The sequence below is a fragment of the uncultured Ralstonia sp. genome (genome assembly GCA_913056305.1).
GTDB lineage: Bacteria > Pseudomonadota > Gammaproteobacteria > Burkholderiales > Burkholderiaceae > Ralstonia.
Genome location: CAJXMR010000080.1, coordinates 1 through 18,649 on the forward strand (window position 1 = coordinate 1; position 18,649 = coordinate 18,649).

Consider the following 18,649-nt stretch of genomic DNA (forward strand, 5'->3'; position numbering starts at 1 on the left):
AGCGTCCAGGCGCGCGGGCTGTAGAACTTCCAAACCACCTCATTGTTTGAGGCCAGCCCTTCGATGTAGCCGCCCACGTCATAGAGGCCCGAGGCCGGCGCCGCACCGCTTGGCTGATAGCTGCGCTGATCGGTGTAGCTCGTCACGGTCGTCGTACCGGTCACAATCGAATAGAGCGCAATCGTGCCAGCCGGGAAACCGGTTGTATTGACCGACACGGCGCCGGTCGCGGCACTCGCATAGACGTAGTTCGTCGTGCTGGCCGCAAGCGTCAACGTGCCATTGGCGATGGCGTTGGCGGTCGCCCCGACTTGATAGTTGCCGCCGTAGTAGCCCCAGGTCAGGCCATTGCACGCGCTCGCGTGCCGGCCCCAAAGCGTTGACGGGCTGGCGGCGTCGAGCAAGGCATTGACCACCACCTCTTTCGCGGCTTGGTTCGCCGCGATGGTGTCGAGCAAGGTCGTGCTGTTGGACATGGCTTACCTCGTCATCGACGCGGCGGTGGCGCGGCCCAAGATGCCCAGGTCGCTGTTTTGCGCCACGCTGAAATTGATCGTGTTGCCGCTGCTGAAACCATCGGCAGTGATGTTCGCAGCGCTGTAGATATAGGTCTGCGCAGCCGTCACGGTGACGGTGCGAACCGGCGTGCCGCCGCTGTTGCTGATGGTCAGTTGATACGATTCGACTTGTTCATCGAGCGGCACGTCGGCGCCGTTCAACCATTGCGCATTGATGCGTGCGCGCCGGGTCCAGAACAGGGAAATGTCGGCAAGGCTCGCCGCCGACCCCGGCTGCGCGCGGAATTTGGCCGGCGCAAGCGGTTGTTGCCGGGCGTTGGTCGGGGTCAACTTCAAGACCGGGCCGGGCGTTCCTGCGAAGACGTTCATAAGCCGCGTCTCGAAAGAAAGCTGCGTGCCGATGTCGTGCACGTTGACGCCGACCGGCGCGAGCGCGTTGCCGAGCAACACGAACGCCTCGCCCACGGCGTGCGTGCTCGTGACCCATTCCGTACCGCCAACGCCGCGCAGGAACCCCGACAGCCGATAGGTGTTGGCCGCGATCAGCGTGGCATTGCGGAAAAAGACGATTTCGCCGCCGATCCAGGCCGCGTTATTGCCGGCAAGGAAGTTCGCATAGGTGACAGACGCCAAGGTGCCCTCTTCGACGTGCACGGTGACGGTGTTCAACTCGTCGGGCTGATTGCCGCCGCCGAAGTTGCCCAGCGCGCTTTGCGTGGCGCCCATGACCGACGCATCGGCAATCGAAATCAGGTCGGTAAAGCTGGTGCCGTCGCGCGACATTTCGACGGTGCAGCCGGGCCACGACGCCGCATAGCCGCTCGCGGCGAGGTAGAGGCCGGGCGAGGTGTCTTGCGTGCGCAGCGGCAGCACGTCGAGCACGGCAAGCTGGGTCGGCCCGTTGTAGGGGAGTTGCTGGGCGGGGAACCCTGCCGGTGGCCCGCCCGCCGCCGTCGACGTGTAGATGGCCGGCGCTTCCGACAGCGCGGTCCACTTGAGCGCGCCTTGCGCGTCGAACTGGCAGTCGACCAAGCGTACCGTGTAGCTTGCGCCGCCCGCGCCTTGCAGCGTCACCACGTCATTGGGCACATAGTTCAGATACGCGAGTGTCGTCGTGAACGTGAATTGCTCGCGCGAGAGCCACGCATTCCAAAGCATCGACTGTGCTTTCTGCAAGCCCTCGTCATCGCTCAAACAGACCGCGACCGAAAGCGATGCCTCTTTGTTCGATTTCGTGGACGAGCGAAACGCGACTTGCGCATTTTGCTGATAGTCGTTGTTCAGGCCCACATACGTGAGCGTCATTTTTTGCGGCAAGTCCAACTCTTGCGCGCGCACGATTTGCAGCGGGGTTTCGTTGGCCGTGTCGCCCACGGCGGTCGATGCGCCCAGGTCGCCATAGGCGAACGTGCCAACCGACGCACCGCCGCGCTTCACAAACGTCAACTTGCCGTCAGCATTGGTCGCGTCAAAAAAGTACGCGCTCATGAGCGGACTGAGGTTGTCGCGCGCCGTGGTGTTGGAGGTGATCGCGTAGCCGGCCACGTTGTCGGTCAGTTGCGACACGTCGTATTGCGTGGTCGCAAGGCTCGCCCGACCGCAAATGTCAGCCACGATGTTTGAGAGCGGAATGCCGAAGGTGCCGGCGCTTTGGAACGTCAGGGCGATGTAGTACAGCGTGCCGCCAGCACCGCCCGCCGCGCCGAGCATGACGAGGCCGGGACCCAGCACCTGCATGGTCTGCGGGGATGCCGAGAACCCCGAGCCGAGCACGGTCAGCGCGCCCGTGGTGGCATCGAACACATAGAGCTTGCCGCCGCCGTACATGTAGACGTGCCGGTCGTCGACGGCGTGACCGCATTGCACATATTGCAGTGAGCCGCTGTCCAGGCCGCTCCACATGTTCGTTTGAACAAGCGAAACCCCATCGAACTGATAGAGGTTGCCGGCGCCGTCCGAGGCGTAGACATACGTGCTCGTCACGCCCAGCACCGTGAACGGCTTTTGCACCGTCGAGGTCGCAAAGATCGACCCTGCGCCGCTTGCGTTGTTGGCGATGCCCAGCGTCAAGCCGACAATCGGGTAGCTGTTGCCGCCGTAGTTGCACGAACACCAGATGTTGTTACCGATCTTGACGAAACTGCGCCCCGACCCCGCCGCGCCGCTCGGGATGCCCGTGGGCGGCCCGTGGAAAATCGCGCCGCTCGGATCGTACCAATTCCATCCGCTTGAACCCGGCGCAAACAGGCCGGGGTAGTCTGACCAGCAAGCGGTCGGCGTGGCGACCCATCCAATCGGGTCAGCCGGCAAGAAATTCGCGGTCGTGCCGTAGGGGTTCCAAAGCTGGGCGCCGCTGGCCGTGATCTGCCCGACCCAAATGCCTGAGTAGTTGCCCGAACCGCCGTAGCCCGAACCCATGTAGATCGCGCCCTGCGCCGACAGGCCGGAAAGCGTGCCGGTGTCTTGGCTCGGCGTCTGTGTGTAGGTGCCCACCGTGCCCTGCACATAGATTTCGTTCAGGCCCGCCACGATCTCGAACGAGAACGAGGGCAGATAGTTGCCCCACGGCGACAAGTCCAACTCGTTGAACACGACATAGGCCAAGCCGCGATGCGCGGGCACGTTGCCGGCGCCCAATTGCGACTCGATCGTCGGGTCAGGCCATTGCACCTCGTCGCCGTTGTGCACGACAAAGTTTTGCAGCATCTGACTGCTGCCGCTGATGGCCGCAAAGTTGGACGGGTTCGACACGTCATAGACCAACTTCCCGTTGGCCCAAATGCGGCGCACGCCCGCAATCGGCCCCTCGCAAAGCCCGATGGCGAACGACATGCGCACGACGGTCTGACCGTTGCCGCCCTTGCCCATGCCCTTGCCGCTGGAGGTGTCTTCGTGCGGCTGCCCGGCCCAAATGACGTTGCCCGCGATGCGGTACATGCCATAGACGCGCGGAATGCTCTTGCCATAGGCGCTGTCTTGAATGCGCAAGTCGTTGATGTGCGGGCCGGGAGGCTTCTGCGGGAAGGCGAGGCCGCCGATAGCGGCGCCGGCCATCCAGCCGATTTCTGCCCCGGTCGGGCCGCCGAAATAGAAGCCGACGACCGCGCCAATCGCGCCGAAAACGAGCTGCGCCATTATTCGACCCCCGGCACGCGATAGGCGCCCGCAATGAGCGAGCGCCAACGGTCATCGATGCGGTGTTCCACCACGCGCCGGTTGATCGCAAAGGCGTGGATGATGGTATCGGGGCCGGTGACGATAGCGAGGTGCACGGGGCTGTTATTCCAGGCGAACAGAATCACATCGCCCGCATCGACTTGCGCGAGCGGAATGCGCTCCATCAACGCATCGCAGTAGGTGCGCAAGTCGCCGTTGGGGCGGCGTTCGTAGTTCGTGAAATCGAAGTCGCAAGCCCCAAGCGCGCGGGCCGTCTCCAACACCAGCCCCACGCAATCGACGGCAAGGCCCTTAAAACGGCCTTGGTGCCGCCAAGGCGTGCCGGTCCATGTACGGGCCTCGGCCACGAAATCCGCGCGCGTAATCATGACGATTGGGGCCGTAGGATGGTGTCGACGCCGGGCAGGTATGGCTCGCCCCGGAAATGCACGATGTTGTTAAAGCGGTTCTTGCACGTGCCGAACATGCGGTCACATCCGGCGACGATGGTGTACGTGTCGCCCGGCGCGACGGGGAACGGGAACGGCAGCGCGACGGTAACGACGCCCGGCGCGAAACTCTTCACCTCAGTGCTGTAGCCCGCGTTGGCGCCGGTCAGGAATGTCACGGTGCCATACGCGAAAAACCCGATGCTGTAGGTGTAGGAAATGAACACCTCCCAGCCGGGGTTATCGTTCCCGTCAAACGTGTAGGTGCCGTCCGCCGCAACGTGGTACTGCTGCGAGCCGGGCGAGCCGCCTACGCTGCCCCACACGTTGCCCGATGCGTCTTTGACGCCCCCATCAGCCACGAACGCGCCGCCCGTGGGGGGAACGACCTTGATGGTGTAGGGCGATTGGGTCGGTATCTTGTGGCCGCGCGCGTCGGTATAAGCGACGGTCGGGCCGGTCTGCGTGAGGCTCGCGTCGAGCCACGTAAAAATGTCGGTCACGCCGCCGACCGTGCCCGTCGCCGTAAGCGGGCCGAGCGCCACCGTGCAGCGCGAATCTCCCAGGCTTGCACGGCACGTCGGCGTGTAGAACTCGCCGCTGGTCTGCTGCATCAATTGCGCCAGCCCACGAAACTCGGCCTTGTATTGGCCGTTCGCCATCGTCACTTGGCCGAGGATGCCCGATTGCAGAATGGCCGCGCCTTGCGTGAGGTCGGCGTAATTGACAAGCGAAATCGTGACGCTCGCGTAATCCCACAAGCCCGCTTCGATGTCGACTTGCGCAATCGCGCTCGAATCGAAAAGCGCCGTCACTTCCATATTGGTCGTGGACAGGTCGCTCTTGTTGTCGACTTGCGAATGGGTGTAGGCGCCCGCCGATTTGTAGGTGAAGCCGTTGAACGTCACGTCGCGGTCAAGGTCGGTGAAGCCGAACACCTGAGCGTCGCGGCGCGTGATGAGCCACAGCGTGCACGTGGTGTGGATGTCGCCTGCCAAGTGGGCGAGCAAGGCGGCGGAGATCGAGCGCACGTCACACCCGGATTTCGATGATGGGGATGCTTCCCCAATCGACCAGCAAATCGCCGTTCGGGCCGTTGCGGTCCACGATTTGCTTTTTCATGTCGTCCACGTCGAAGCGCACGGGCACATCAAACTGCCCGGCCCAGGTCAGCACGTCCGTGCTTTGCGGATAGAGCGACGCGGCGCCCCCGCTGCCGGTGTTGCCGGTCGTGTTGGCCGCGACGGTGATTTGATTCGTGCCGACCGCCGTGATTTGCCAGAGCTTGCCGTTTAGCGTCGTGCCAAGCGTGCCATTCACGCCGCTGATGGCAGCGTACTGGCCGACCGTCGCGCCGGTCAGCGCTGCGCCGAAATTCAGCACGGTCGTGGCTCCCGGCGTATTGCTTGTAATGCCCTGCGTTGCGTCAGGCACGAACGTCACCAGCCCAGTCGTGGTGTCGAGCGCGACATTGCCAGGGGACGCGCCCGCCGTCACGGGCGAGCCATTGCGATAAATCGCCGCCGTGCCAACGACAGGCTTGGTGATGTTGCGGGTTTCCGAAAGCGCGCCGGTCAGGTAGGTCTTGGCGAGTTGGATCACGCCCGGCGCAGTCGTGGCAACGAGCGTGCCGTTGACAGTCGTCGCCACGTAGTCGGTCCAATCCTTGATGCGAAAGCCATAGGCGCGGCCCTTGACCGAGCGGAAGAAGGCGTCGATGGCCGCCGTGTCCGCCGCGTTCATCATGCGGCGGCCCACGTCGAAGTGACAACGCGCCTGCGTCCACGCGATGGTGCGCGACTCGCGCCCGGAATAGATCGGCGTCACGACCGTCATGTACGTCGGCCCGACCGTCGCGCCGAACGCGATATTGTCGGGAAAGCGCGGGCTTTCGAGAAAGGTCACGTTACTGATTCCTGACTTGAGCAATCTGCGCATGGCGCATGATTTCCGCCGCCTGCTGCTGCGCCGTCTGCCGGCTGGTGCCTGCAGGTACGTTGATGTTCATGTGGTAAATCGACTGCCGACCGCCGCCCCCACTGATCGCGCTCATCGGGGTCACGGCGCCGGCCTGATTGCCGGCCAGCAAATAGGTGCGGTTCGCGTAGTGCAGCAATTCGGGGCCGCGCTCGGCCACTTCATAGAAGCGCCCCGGTTGCACGTCGCCGCCATCGACCAGGGCGCCGCCGAACAGGCCGGCAATCCATGCGAAGAAACCGCCCGCCGCGCCGCCCGAGCCGGCCGCCCCGCCCATGCCGGAAAAAAGCTGTTTCATGAGCGCGTTGGCCGCAAAGTCGGTGATGGTCTTCTCAATCGTATTGGCGAAGCCCATCACGGCCTGTTGCCACGTCTTCGTGCGGTCGACAATCTGAACGAGGGCGGTGGCGAGTCCCTTGGAAAACACGTCATCGAACTTAGCCCCAAGCGTGTCGGCGCTGATTTGCATGCGCTTGACTTGGTCATCGAACTGCTGCGCGAACTTGAGCATGTTCGAGTCGCCCGACTGCATGGCGATTTCGGTCACTTGGTCAGCCAACTTGCCCAGGTCGGTCGCGGCTTGCTGGCGCGCTTGGCTGATGCGCAACATGCCATCCAACTCGTTGAGTTGGCCCGTGTCGACGGCGAGCCGATAACCGTCCTCGGTCGTCTTGAGGTTTTCGGTAATCTTTTGGGCCTGTTGCTTGAGTTCGTTCAAGTCACCTTGCGCGACCGTGAGCCGGCGGGCCTCTTCCAGCGTGGCGAGCGTGCCGGCGTCTCCGCTGACGCTCGCCTGCCGCGTGAGCTTTTCGTGCGCGCGGTCAAAGGCAGTCGCGGCGTTTCCCCCAAGGTTGCCCTTGAGCTTCGCCAATTCGGCGTTGAGCCGAACGACCTCCTGCCGATACGCTTCGACATCCCTTGCCTGTTGCGGCACGAGTTCATTGAGTCGCGTCAGGTCTGCGGTGATGGCTTCATTCGCGCGGGTTTCGAGTTCCTTCGCCTTGGTCGACGCTTCGATGCGCTGCCGCTCGTCGCTCGCGGTCTTGGAGTAATCGCGCACAATTGCCGCTTCTGCGGCGTAGCCCGAGCGGATTCTTTCAAGGTGCTCGTCAGTCGCGTTGCTGACGCCCTTGTAGTAGTCGCTGATCGACAGCATGCCCGCCTCGTAATACTTTTTGAGCATGGCGTCGCGCTGCGCAAGCAACTTGTTTTCCTCCCGAATCGAATCCTCTATCGGGCGCAGACGTGCATCGAGATTGGCGCGGTCGATGCCGGCCTGCCCACGGTCCCGATAGCGCTTTTCGATGTCGGCCATCGCGCGGTCGTACAGGCCGCCCGAGAACGCAAAGCCCGCATCTTCGTTGCCGGTGACGCTGACATCCTTGAGAAACTTGGAGGTCGGATTGCCCGCCGCGAGTTCCGAAAACCGCTTCTTGGTCGCTTCGATTTCGCGGGCCTTGGCATACGCCTTATCGAGCCGCTTGAGTTCGCCGTCCAGCTCGTCGCCGGCCTTCATCGCGGCCTGCTGCTGGCGCGCAATCGTGCCGGCGCGGTCGGCCTGCGCCTCTTCAAGCCGCTTCAATTCATACAGGTTGGCAAGCGCCGATTGAATGTCAGGTATGGGGCCGCGCTGCCCGGTGTAGAGTTGGACGCCCTGACGGTCTTCGCGCTGGCGATTGCGCAGCAGTTGCTCCAGGCGCTCGATCTTGTCGTCCGTGGTCAGAGGCCGGCCGATGGACTTCAGCGCGTCCACGGTCGAACTGACGGCATTGCCAAGGCCGCGCCACATGCGCTCGGCGGTGCCGAGATTCTTGACCGCCGCATCGGCCGCGCGCTCATGCAGCGCTTCGAGGTTGACCGTGACGGCCTGTTCGATCTTGCCCTGCTCTTCCAGGCTCTTGATGTATTCGTAGGTGGACGCCGACAGGTAGTGCATCGAGCGGTTATGTTCTTCCGCCCATTTGGCGACGCCTTCGGACATCTTGCCGTAATCCTTGGCGACCTCCTCAGTCTTGGCGCCGGTGAGCGCCGCGTAGGTGACGAAGTCCGCCGACGCAAGCTGCAGTTGCGAGCGCGTAAAAGCGCCCGTTGCCGTCAGCGCCGCGACCGCTTCGCGCGAAGACCCGATGCTGTGGCCCGTCGCCTCTGCCACGGCTTTCGCCATCTCGTTATAGGCGCCCGCCGTCATGCCGGCATAGTTGCCGGTCAGGATCAGCGAGGTATTGAACTGATGCATTTCCCTGTAGCCGGCAATGGCTGCGAGGGTGACGGCGCCGATGGCGAGCGCGAAGCCGCCGATCATAAGACCCGTCTTGCTGAAAATGACACTCATCGCATCGACGCGCTCGCCCAGCACCATGAGCGAGCCGGCAAAGCGCTTCCAGTTGCCATTGGCCGCTTCGTGCGCGAGCACCAGCAATTCACGCCGCGCGCCGACCGTGCTGAAATTCAGATGGTTCATCTGTTCAGCCATCTCATCGACGCCCTTGACGCGACCGACAGAATGCCCCGCGCGCGCGACGTTTTCGATCTGCTTCGATGCGTCGTTTGCAGCTTGTCCCACGCGCTGCATGTTCGTGCCGACGATGCGCTGCACCTCGGCCATGTCGCTCTGCAGGCGCGCGACGTTCGCTTCGAGTTCGATGACGAGGCTGGAAAGTGCCATGGCTAGTCGCGTCGCCCGAAAGCCGCCGCCAGGATCAGCCTGGCTTGTTGGTCCGGATCGTCAAGCAAGACGGGCGTTTCTTCGCCGCGCTGTATGAAGGGCATGAAGTGCGAAGGCTGGTAGGGCTTCTCCAACCGCACAAAACCGTGATTTGCGGCGGCGGAGGCGATGATGCCCGCCCGCAGATCGGCACGTGCCTCTCCGAATGGGTCCAGGCGGTCATAGGCCATCCATTCGGTCAATTCCGCGCTGTCGATGGCGGCCAGCAATTGCCTGACCGTCATGCCGAGCGCCAGCGCTAGGCGGAAGGTGAAGCGCCGCTCGGGGCGGCATTCGAGTTTTTTTGCGCTTGCTCCACGCTCGCCGCGCCCATGCCGTTCAGGTCTTGCGCGACGCGGAACAGGCGTTCGAGCACCGATGCGCTCTTTGCCGCCAGCGCTTCGACTTCCTCGGCGGCGGTGAACAGCAGGCGGCCGGTGTCATCGACCAGCGTTGCAGCAACGAGCTTGGCACGCATGTTGGTGAGATCGGCCACGCGCTGCCCATCCTTGAACACCACCATGCTCGCCTCGTAGGCATCGCGGGCCGCGCCGGTCATGGTGCGGATGATGACGTCGCCACCCCATTCGGGGACCGGCACGGTTTGGTTCGGCAGGTCGCTGGCGCCGAGGATTTGGTCTTTGCTGAGAGCCATGTGAAACCCCTATCGGTTAGGCGTAGGTGACGGGACCGGTGATGATGATGTTCACCTGGGCGCTGACGAGCTTGTCGACGGCGCCATCCCACGGGAAGGTTTCGACAAAGCCGGTCCACGTGGCGGTGTGGGTGTTGGGCAGCGTGAGCTTGAATTGCGCCAAGGTCGCATTGACCTTGTAGTTTTGCAGCGCGAGTTGGCCGGCGTCGCTGTTGTCCACGTCCACATCGAACGTGAATTGACCCGGATCGAACAGGCCCGCGCGGTATTCCTTCGCCACGCTGGCGAGGTTGGTGGCGTCGAGCTTGGCAATCTTGCCGTCGAAGCCCTTGATGGTCTTGAAGTTGCCGATGTTCACCCAGGCAACCGGCATTGCCGTGCCGCCTGAGGTATAGGCAGTGCTGCCCGTGGTGTCGTAGTCGACCGCAAAAGTGCTCGTGGTCTTGTTCTTCACCACAAACGTGAGGCCGTTCAGGACGGTCGTGCCGACGATGCCGGCGAGCGTCACCACGTCGCCGTTATTGAAGCCGTGCGCGGTCGCCGTGATGATGGTCGGGTTCCCGAGTGCGATGCCGCTGATGCTCTTGGCAGTGCCGTTGCCGCTCGAAACTTGCAGAGTCGAGCCTTGGGCCGAAATTGCGGTCGAGGTCATGTCAGACGCTCCATGAAAAAAGCCCGCTTTCGCGGGCTGTCGTGGTCAAGGGTCGGGCGGTCAGTAGTGCCAAACTGAGAAGTCGAGGATGAAGCGAAAGCGCCGCACGTCGGTCACGTACTCGTCGTGTTCAAGAATCAGGACGTTTTGCACAGTCCACGCGGCCATCGCGGCCTTGATGGCGGTGCACGTGGTGATGCCCGACGCATAGGTGATGTCCCACACATCGATCTGAAATCGCGTGTTGAAGATGGGCGGCTGGCCGTTGCCTGCTAGGGTGTTTTCGATGGCGCTGGCAATGCGCTGATACACGGCATAGGGCGGCGTGACGTTCTGTTCGGCGATCAGCGGATAGATGCCGCCCGGCACGACCGGCTCAAGCTGCGAGACCAGTTGTTCCTGAATCGTCGGCATTGGTGCTCGCCTTCAAGCCCGCGACGGCCTGTTGCAAGTTCCTGCGCTCTTTCGCCAAGCGCTTCTTGAGGTAGCGCTCCATCGCGTCGACCGCTTCGCGCTTCTTCGCTTCAAATGCCGGGCGCATGAAGGGCTTCGCCGGCACAAATACTCCGCCCGGCCTGCGCGCGCGATTGCGGCGCGCCCGCAAGATGAGGTTGTCAGGCGCTGCCGGCACGTACCAGTGCCCAAACTCCACCCAGGCGGCGTAATACGCGTCGTGGTTCATGACTTGCGAGCCGCCGCCGTGCGCGCGCACCTTTGCATGCCGCTCGCGTCTGCCACTGCGCACGCCGACAATGAATACCTGTTTGGTGTCGTCCGATTGATTCGGTACGTGTGCCGAGAAAATCGAACGCTTGATGAGGCCGGGGTCCACTCGCTGATCGGGAGCGCCCGGCGGCGCATAGACCGGTGCGCGCGTGACCGCCTCTTTGCGGATGACTTCGGCGCCGGCACGCACCGCGCCGCGCAGCACGTTGCGCGCGAGCGCTACGGCCAAGTCGTTCAGCGCCGCATTCAGGTCAGCGAGGCCCTTGACGTTCAGCACCTCGTCAACCATTGGTCATGCCCTCCGCCGCCATCAATTCGACGATCTGATTGCCCTCGTCAATGTTCAACGCGGCCTGGATGATAAAAATGCGCCCGTTATAGGTCGCACGGTACGCGGCCACGACGCGCGGGTCGGCAAAGATCGCGTCATAGCGCACGGTGATGCGATGCGACACGTCGGTCATGACCGACTGCGCCGCCGCACGCTCGCTGCCGTTCAGCGCTTCAATGAGCGCATAGACTGGCTTGACGGTATTCCACGTCTCCTGCTGCTGGCCGAAGCTGTCCTGCGTCGTGACACGTTGCTCAATCGTGATGAGGCGAGTGAGGAGCCCGCTGCGAATGCGCGCCGTCATGGCAGCGACATCCTGTACGGGTCCAGCAAGCCATTGATGAAGGGCAGTTCTTCGACCTTGCCGCGATTCAAGATGGCCACTTCCTCGCGGTTCTCGTACAGCGAGCCGGTGCGAATCAAGATCCAGTTGCAGATGCCTTCGGGCACCGGCTCGGGTCCGCCGTAGATGTAGCTCGTGCCGGAACCAGCATCGGCGAGCGTGACCGCTTGGCCCGCGCTATCGAGCAACGTGTACGCGCCGCCGGAAGCGGTGGCGACCGTGTAAGGCACGTTAGGCAACAGCGGCGCCGGCAGCTTGCCGCCCGAGTTGGTGAACCAGACACTGTCGCCCGGCTTCCAGGCCACGGGGCCGCGTACCTGAATCTGCGTGCCAGGCAAGGCGCCGCTGACCGCACACACGGACATGTAGCCCGCGTCATAGGTGATGGTGACGGCTCCGATCTGCGGCAGCGGGATCGGCCAGATCTTGCCGAAGCCTGGTGTCACGATGGCCGGCATCAGGGCGGCATTGACGACGTAATCGGCAGGATTCATGGTTTGCCAGGTGCCATCTATGCCGAGATAGTCGATCGACACGACCTCGACCACGGGACAATGCGGCAGCACAATCGCGAAGCCTGGGTAGTTCACGACGTGGGCAAACGGCAGCGGCGTGCCGACACCGGCCATTGGGAACCGGTCGAGCACAAGCCGGTAACGCGCGTGCAGAAACTGCTGGCGCGTAAGCGTCTCGGCAGCCGCACGGGCCGCCGTGAGCATCGACGCGATGAGCGTATCCTGCGCATCGTCGGTCACGCGCAGGTGCAGCTTCGCGACGGCCAGGTCGATCGGCTCGCCCACTGGCCGCTGCAGCAGGATCTCGGGCATCAGCGACCACTGTCAGATGATCTGGACAACCGTCGCGTCGCCGAGGTTGACGGGAATAAGCGCCGATGCATCCACCGGCGGATCGAAGCGCGCGCCGACGCCAAACAGGTACGCGGCAACATACGATGCGGCGGTGCCAAGCGTGACCGATAGCTGGACGAACGCGTAGCCGTTGTTGGTATCGACGTCGCCGTTGCGGAAATTGATCAGCGCCTGAACGTTCGCGCCACTGGCAGCCGAGATCGTGGCGATCGCCTTACCCGGCAGATCCTTCGCGCCGGTGCCAGCCGCATCCTGTGCCTGACGGATCTTGGCGTCGAGCGTGCCGTTCGCGCCCATCGCCCCGGTGCCGATCAGCGCCAGAAAGGTATGGAAGTTCTGCACCGGCACCCACGCGGTGGTAACGGTGCCGGCGGCCTGGTTGGCGGGGTCGATCGAGGTGAGCAGCGCTTCGAAGTCGGTGGGTTTCAGACTGGGCAGCATATTGAGATCCTCCGGAAATTAGCGGGCCGCGAGCTGGATGAACGGCGACAGGTTGTTCGTCCCGTTCGCCGGCTTGATCGGATTGACGATGGTCGGCTGGCCATCGAGGCGGAACACGGTGCGGAACGCCATCGCATCCGCGTCGAAGTACAGGTGCATCGACGTCGCGGTCTCGATACCGGACGCCTTCTTGATGGTGCGGTAGTACGACAGGTCGAGCAGGATCACGTCGCCTTGCGACGAGAAGCTCTTCGCGTGCTGCGAGACGAACACCGGACGGCCCAGCAGCATCCCGTAGGGCGACTCCTGTGCGCCGGCGGAGATCGGCAGATAGATCGGATAGTTGCCGAGCGTCAGCGTAAAGAGTGCCGGCAGCACGTCGTTGTTGACGAGCCAGATCGCACGGCCGAACGAACCTGGCGGCAGGCGGGCGATCATCTTGGAGAGGTTCGAGATGGTCAGCGTCTGCGTGGCCTGGCCCGAATCCTTGGCGACCACGATCGCGGCGTTGCCCTGCAGCGCGCCGATGGGCATACCGTTGCCGGCGCCGAACAGCAGCGAGTCGTTGGTCTTCCAGCGGATCGAGTCGCCGATCTTGCGGTTCAGGTACTGGCCAAGCGCCGGGCCATCGGCGATCAGTTCGTCGGTGAGCGGCACCAGCGCCATCATCTTGTGCAGGAATTGGGTCGTGGCCGACAGCTTGGGCTTCGTCGCTGTGCCGGTGTTGGCTTCGGCTTGCCAGTAGGCGCGAATCCCATCGGTGCCCCAAGGCGTGGTCTCGTCCTTGGGGAACACCATCGAGTTGCCCTCGATGTCGTAGTCGTCGGTGTACGGCAGCAGAGCGTCCTCGCCGAGCGAGAGCGTGAAGATGTCGCGCGAGAATTCCGGCGGGATCAGGAAGCCGCCGTCCGGGCCCGAGCCTTCGCCGCCGTAGGTGGCTGGTGCGACCGCACCAATACCACCATAGCGCAGGCGCTCATCGGCACGCATCGGGTTGACGGTCGCCATGTGGACCGAGCGGGCGAACTCGCCCAGCGACCGGAAGCCGCGCTTCGGATCGTGCTCGATGTTCTCCGACACGCTGATGCGTGCGTTCTCCGGGACCGGCACGCCAGCGCTGCGTTCGGCCTCAATCAGCGCTTCCTCGCGCTCGATCTGGCGTTGTGCTGCCTGGATCGAGGCCATCAGCGTGTCGTACTGCGCGGTCTCGGCATCGTCCAGGTCGCGGTTCTCCGCGTGCGCGGACTCGACCAGTTTGCGTGCGTCGGCGACCAGCGCCGCCTTGCGTTGCTGCAGGGTGCGGAGGGTTTTGCTCATGTCGGGCTCCAGAAATGAAGAAACCCGCTCGTGGCGGGTTCAAGGTTGACTGCAAGGGCAAGAATGGTCTGGCTGAGATCGCAGGCCTCGCTGCTATGCTGCGAAATCAAGTGGGTGGCGTGATCGCCGTCCGGCCCCTAAAACGTCCACGCGAGGGCACATGTCATGAAGTCTCGTAGCATCCGCTCGCATTTGAAGCCGTATTCGATATTCCATGAGCGGCGAACCACCGTCGCACATGCGTTCGCCTCGGCACTTGCACCGTCGGATCCGTATGTCGAATCCGAAGTCATCGAAGCGTTAACAGCATTGGCGCAGACCGATCTTGACCATCTGGTGTGCGTCTACTGCAGAGCGGAGGCCACCACCTGGGATCACCTTGTCAATCTCGTTAAGGATGGGAAACTCAATGGATACGGGCACCAACTCGGTAACCTGGTTCCATGCTGCAGCCCATGTAACTCAAGCAAAGGGGGTGCGGACTTCCGCGAATTTGTGCGATCACTGAAGTGCCATGATGAAGAGAAAGACGTCCTTATCCAGCGACTGGAAAATCATCTAGCTCGCGCCAAGCGCGTCACTCTGCCTTCAGCGGGCTCGAAAGCCGAATCCGCCAATAAGGAACTGGAGGCACTGCAGCAGCAAATTCTTGACCTGATGAGAAAGGCGGACGACCAGGCTGCGATTGTGCGACAGCTTGTCCAACAAGGCTTATAGACTCGCGAGATCAATCTCCCTGCGACGCCGGGCGAGCGCGTTGCTTGCCGCGACGCCGTTCGTTCCTGACTCCTCGGTTTGTACCGCACGCATGGCGCTAAAGCTTGCCTGCGATCTGGTTTTGCTCTTCACCGATTTCGACAGTTTGGCCAAAGCCTGGTCAAACGTGCAGATGTCATCGACCATCCCGGTATCTTTCGCGGCCTGGGCGCCCAGCACACGGCCCTGCCCCATGCCGTCGCGCACGGTGGCAAGCGGTACGCCCCGGTTCCGCGCGATTGCCTTCGTGAAGGCGCCGTAGTAATCGTCCACCCGGCCCTGCATGAAGGCCCGCGCATCGGCGGACAGTGGCTCGTAGGGATTACCTTCGGTCTTGTACTTGCCGGCTGAAATCAGCGTGGTCGTGATGCCTGCCTCGGCCAGCGCCTTCGACCAATCCTCGTGGGCCGACCACACGCCGATCGAGCCGACCTCGCCACCGGGGCTCACATAGAGCTCGCTCGCAGCACTGCCGAGCCAGTATGCGGCGCTCGCAGCCAGGCTGTTGGCAATCGCGACAACCGGTTTCTGCCCGCGCGCCTGGTAGATCTCGTCGGCCAGCTCCTGCACGCCGTAGACGCTGCCGCCCGGCGAGTCGATGTCGATGAGGATGGCATCCACTGCGTCATCGGCGAGCGCCGAGCGCAGTGTCTGCGCGAACATTTGCGTGCTCATCGAGCCGAGGCCGGAGATGTCGTCGGCCATGTTGCCGCGTTGCGTGACGACGCCGTACATCGGCAGCACGGCGATGGACCCGCCACTGGTGCGGGCCGCAGCGCTGCGTCGTGCCGCCACGATTTCGGCATTGGCACGCACGCGCGCCATCGTGTCGGCATCGGCGATCGACCCCGACGACCAGCGCGCGACGACGCCTGCGAAGGCGGCAAGCCGCTCCGGCATGATCGCCCACGGCGTCGAGAGGAATTCCGAGATCAGCAGGGCGTGTTTCATGGCGTACCTTGTGATGGCGTACCTAGTTTGCTGCGGCCAATTTCGAGGTCGGTTGCGTCGCTTTCCTCGACCATATTCAGCGGGCGCAACGGCTCATCGAGTCCGTCGATCGGATTCAGCGATTCCATCCGGCGCGCCTCATTGCGGGTCAGCCAGCCATCGAGAATCCCGTTGTGGTAGTACATCGCTCGCGCCTGCGCATCGCCGCGCAACAGTGCCGTGACCGGGAATTCGACATTCAGACCGTCATCCTCGGCGAGGAAGTGGTAGCGGATTGCTTCCTCCCAGCGCACGAGCCACGGCCGCAGCGTGTGGATCACGAATTCCAGCGACTGCTGCTCGATATTCGAGAAGGTCGCCTTCTCCAGATCGCCGATCATGTGCGGCGGGATCCGAAAGAGGCGCGCGATCTCAGACACGGAGAACTTGCGCGTCTCGATGAACTGGATGTCCTCGTTCTTGAGGCCCAGCTCGTGATACTTCATGCCGAACTCGAGGATCGCCGTCTTGTGCCGGTTGCGACCGGTCTGCTGGCGCTGCCAAGCCTCGCGGAATTCGCGTCGCTTCTCGTCGGACGGGAACGCGTTCGGCATCTCGATCCAGCCGCCGGGCGCCGCGTCGTTCATGAAGAAGCGCATCCCGTAGTCCTGTGCAGCCAGGCCACCGGCCACCGCTTCACGTGCGGCCGTGATCGGGTTGTAGCCGACGATGCCGTCGGGTGACAGGCCACGGAGGTGGAACACCTCGCTGCGTGCAAGCACGGTTTCGCTACCGTCGCGGCGCGTATAGCGGTAGCGCCACTGGGTATCGGACAGTAGCTCGATCGACATCCGATCCGGATGCAGGGGCAGCAGGTCGGTCACCTCGCCCCGGGCATTCGAGACGATCTGCGCGAACGCATTGCCGCGCAACGTGCAGTGGCCCTGCAGCATCTCGCGGAATTCCAGGGGATTCTGGAAATCGTTCGGGTGCAGGGCCAGCAGCCGGTACAGCCAGTGATTGCGCAGCGGTGTCTTTCGGCCATCGGTGCGCTCGCGATAGAGCACGAATGGCAGTGTGGAAACGGATTCGGCCAGCACCCGCACGCAGGCAAACACGGCGGTCAGGCGCATCGCCGCATCGGCATTGACCGAGTGCGGGGTGCCCCGAAACGGCACGGGCGAGAACCAGAAATCGCCCCATGGCGAACGGTCGCCCGAGTCGCTGCCGGCGTCAGCCCGGATCGATAGCAGCACTATTGCCTCGCCACCCACGCGCCAAAGAGCGTCAGGCCGATCACCAATGCGCCCACGGCAACGAGCGCAGCGGGGACACTGATGAGCGCCGCGCCCGTGCCGACCATGCCCACCCCGATCAGCAGCGAAGCGTTATAGACCTTGGGATTCATACGATCAGCAGCGTGTAGTCATCGGGCATCTTGGGTGTTCCATCGCCCACCAGCGCGCGGGATAGCGCCATGATCAGTGCCACGATCCCGTCGATCTTGTTTTCCGGGCGCTCTTTGCGCGGGTAGATGTTGTCTTTTGCGTCGAGGTGCGCGACGACGTTGCTCGCCATCCAGCCGAGCACCGGGTCACCGTCGTGGACGAGCTTGCCCTGCAGCACGAGCGCTTCGAGCGCCTTCATCGGTTCCGAGAAGTTCAGCACGGTGGGCCGCACTTCGATCATCGGCAGGCCTTCCGCGAGCATCCGGGTCGACAGCTGGGTTGCCTGGAACGGGTCGAAGGCGACGCCCTGCACTTGGAAGCGACCGACAAGTTCAATCAGGTCCGCCTCGATCCAACCAAAATCGATCACATTGCCCGGCGTCACCGTGAGCCGTCCGGTACGCATCCAGCCGGAGTACTGGCTGTTGCCGGCCGCCATCACGGTATCTTCCGGCAGGTAGTACTTGCCAAACGCCGCAAAAGTGCCGTCGAGTTCCGAATGGGGAAACAGCAACATCAGCGCCGCGATGTCCGTCTTGCTCGCGAGATCCAGGCCGATCCAGCAGGGTTGGCCAACGAAGCGGTCGAGATCTAGCGCCGAATCGGCGCACCGATCCCAGGCCCGCATATCCATCCACGCGGTGTCCGCATTGACCCATTCGTTGAGATGCTTGGTCTTGAAGTTGTTGACCGCGCTGGGCAACTGCATCGCTTTCGCCTGCAGCGGTCCCAGCACCTCGGGCTGCACCGAAATGCCCCAATTCGGATTTGCCTTGACCAGCGCCTCCTCAGTGGTCCAGTCGTCACCTTCGTCAAGGCCGTAGATGATCCCGAACTGGCTGTTGTCCGCGAATACGCCATCGAGCAGCTTGGTGACGAAGGTGCGCACTTCATAGCAGATGCCCGCGCGGTTGCTACCGGCGGTGGTAATCACCCACAGCAGCGAGTTGTCGCGTTTGCCGGTGCCGGTTTCGACCACGTCGTAGACGGTGCGCGTTTTGTGCGCGTGCAACTCGTCGACGCAACCGAAGTGGATGTTCAGGCCGTCGAGCGTTGAGCCCTCGGCCGAAAGCGCCTCAAACTTGGAGCCCGATGCGAGGGCGTGCATGTTGTGCGCACCGACGGCGACACCGAAGCGCGAGCGGAACCCCGCGCTGCGCCGAGCCATCATCTGCGCGTCGCCGAACACGATGCGCGCCTGGTCGCGGGTCGTGGCGAGCGAATACACCTCGGCGCCGCCTTCGCCGTCGGCCGCGAGCATGTACAGACCAATCGCCGACGACAGTGTCGACTTGGCGTTGCCGCGCGGCACTTCAATATAGGAGCGCCGAAAACGCCGTTTGCCATCTGGCTTCACCCAGCCGAAGACCGTACTCA

The 18,649-nt window shown here is 63.3% G+C and carries 20 protein-coding genes; 1 reads left to right on the top strand and 19 read right to left on the bottom strand.

Features of this window, described 5'->3' with window-relative positions; translation table 11 throughout:
* The 15 genes from QZ609_RS13980 to QZ609_RS14050 all read right to left on the bottom strand — a co-directional run.
* On the bottom strand, window positions 1-476 hold a 476-nt coding region (locus tag QZ609_RS13980), incomplete at its 3' end, for a hypothetical protein (RefSeq protein ID WP_295495743.1).
* Between the two features lie 3 nt (window positions 477-479).
* Window positions 480-3,653, bottom strand: coding sequence for a phage tail protein (locus tag QZ609_RS13985; RefSeq protein ID WP_295495746.1), 3,174 nt, complete (start codon window positions 3,651-3,653; stop codon window positions 480-482).
* Window positions 3,653-4,063 (bottom strand): NlpC/P60 family protein, encoded by a 411-nt coding sequence (locus tag QZ609_RS13990; protein ID WP_295495747.1) that lies wholly within the window; start codon window positions 4,061-4,063, stop codon window positions 3,653-3,655. The genes QZ609_RS13985 and QZ609_RS13990 overlap by 1 nt, the downstream gene beginning before the upstream one ends.
* Window positions 4,060-5,154, bottom strand: a complete 1,095-nt coding sequence (locus tag QZ609_RS13995) for a DUF2163 domain-containing protein (protein WP_295495750.1) — start codon at window positions 5,152-5,154, stop codon at window positions 4,060-4,062. The genes QZ609_RS13990 and QZ609_RS13995 overlap by 4 nt, the downstream gene beginning before the upstream one ends.
* A gap of 1 nt (window position 5,155) precedes the next feature.
* A complete protein-coding gene (locus QZ609_RS14000; RefSeq protein ID WP_295495752.1) occupies window positions 5,156-6,061 on the bottom strand; it encodes a DUF2460 domain-containing protein in 906 nt (301 codons plus the stop codon).
* Window positions 6,030-8,765: a phage tail length tape measure family protein gene (locus QZ609_RS14005; RefSeq protein ID WP_295495753.1), complete on the bottom strand. Its 2,736-nt coding sequence runs from the start codon at window positions 8,763-8,765 to the stop codon at window positions 6,030-6,032. The genes QZ609_RS14000 and QZ609_RS14005 overlap by 32 nt, the downstream gene beginning before the upstream one ends.
* 2 nt (window positions 8,766-8,767) lie before the next feature.
* Entirely contained in the window at window positions 8,768-9,049 is a 282-nt protein-coding gene (locus tag QZ609_RS14010) for a hypothetical protein (RefSeq protein WP_295495756.1), read from the bottom strand.
* Window positions 9,050-9,063: 14 nt separating this feature from the next.
* A complete protein-coding gene (locus QZ609_RS14015; protein ID WP_295495759.1) occupies window positions 9,064-9,459 on the bottom strand; it encodes a hypothetical protein in 396 nt (131 codons plus the stop codon).
* Window positions 9,460-9,475: 16 nt separating this feature from the next.
* Window positions 9,476-10,111: a phage tail tube protein gene (locus QZ609_RS14020; RefSeq protein ID WP_295495762.1), complete on the bottom strand. Its 636-nt coding sequence runs from the start codon at window positions 10,109-10,111 to the stop codon at window positions 9,476-9,478.
* A gap of 60 nt (window positions 10,112-10,171) precedes the next feature.
* On the bottom strand, window positions 10,172-10,525 hold the full coding sequence (locus tag QZ609_RS14025) for a DUF3168 domain-containing protein (protein WP_295495764.1): 354 nt from the start codon (window positions 10,523-10,525) through the stop codon (window positions 10,172-10,174).
* Complete coding sequence (locus QZ609_RS14030; protein ID WP_295495767.1) at window positions 10,488-11,126, bottom strand: HK97-gp10 family putative phage morphogenesis protein; 639 nt, start codon at window positions 11,124-11,126, stop codon at window positions 10,488-10,490. Before QZ609_RS14030 ends, QZ609_RS14025 begins: the two co-directional genes overlap by 38 nt.
* Window positions 11,119-11,472, bottom strand: a complete 354-nt coding sequence (locus QZ609_RS14035; RefSeq protein WP_295495770.1) for a phage head closure protein — start codon at window positions 11,470-11,472, stop codon at window positions 11,119-11,121. Before QZ609_RS14035 ends, QZ609_RS14030 begins: the two co-directional genes overlap by 8 nt.
* Window positions 11,469-12,338 carry a phage head-tail connector protein gene (locus tag QZ609_RS14040; RefSeq protein ID WP_295495773.1) on the bottom strand — a complete coding sequence of 290 codons (870 nt, stop codon included), beginning with the start codon at window positions 12,336-12,338 and terminating at the stop codon, window positions 11,469-11,471. Before QZ609_RS14040 ends, QZ609_RS14035 begins: the two co-directional genes overlap by 4 nt.
* A 12-nt stretch (window positions 12,339-12,350) precedes the next feature.
* The gene (locus QZ609_RS14045; RefSeq protein ID WP_295495776.1) at window positions 12,351-12,821 is read right to left on the bottom strand and encodes a hypothetical protein; all 471 of its coding nucleotides are present in this window, start codon (window positions 12,819-12,821) and stop codon (window positions 12,351-12,353) included.
* Window positions 12,822-12,839: 18 nt separating this feature from the next.
* Window positions 12,840-14,138: a phage major capsid protein gene (locus QZ609_RS14050; protein WP_295495779.1), complete on the bottom strand. Its 1,299-nt coding sequence runs from the start codon at window positions 14,136-14,138 to the stop codon at window positions 12,840-12,842.
* Window positions 14,139-14,303: 165 nt separating this feature from the next.
* On the opposite strand from QZ609_RS14050, the gene QZ609_RS14055 reads away from it, so the two are divergent.
* Entirely contained in the window at window positions 14,304-14,855 is a 552-nt protein-coding gene (locus QZ609_RS14055) for a hypothetical protein (protein WP_295495782.1), read from the top strand.
* Here the strand turns inward: QZ609_RS14055 and QZ609_RS14060 are convergent.
* The 4 genes from QZ609_RS14060 to QZ609_RS14075 form a co-directional block, all read right to left on the bottom strand.
* Entirely contained in the window at window positions 14,850-15,845 is a 996-nt protein-coding gene (locus QZ609_RS14060; RefSeq protein WP_295495785.1) for a S49 family peptidase, read from the bottom strand. The two genes, QZ609_RS14055 and QZ609_RS14060, sit on opposite strands and share 6 nt — an antisense overlap.
* Window positions 15,842-17,080 (bottom strand): phage portal protein, encoded by a 1,239-nt coding sequence (locus tag QZ609_RS14065; protein ID WP_295495788.1) that lies wholly within the window; start codon window positions 17,078-17,080, stop codon window positions 15,842-15,844. The genes QZ609_RS14060 and QZ609_RS14065 overlap by 4 nt, the downstream gene beginning before the upstream one ends.
* A complete protein-coding gene (locus tag QZ609_RS14070) occupies window positions 17,080-17,232 on the bottom strand; it encodes a hypothetical protein (RefSeq protein ID WP_295495791.1) in 153 nt (50 codons plus the stop codon). The genes QZ609_RS14065 and QZ609_RS14070 overlap by 1 nt, the downstream gene beginning before the upstream one ends.
* A partial coding sequence (locus QZ609_RS14075; protein ID WP_295495794.1) for a terminase TerL endonuclease subunit occupies window positions 17,229-18,649 on the bottom strand: 1,421 nt, incomplete at its 5' end. The genes QZ609_RS14075 and QZ609_RS14070, both read right to left, overlap by 4 nt.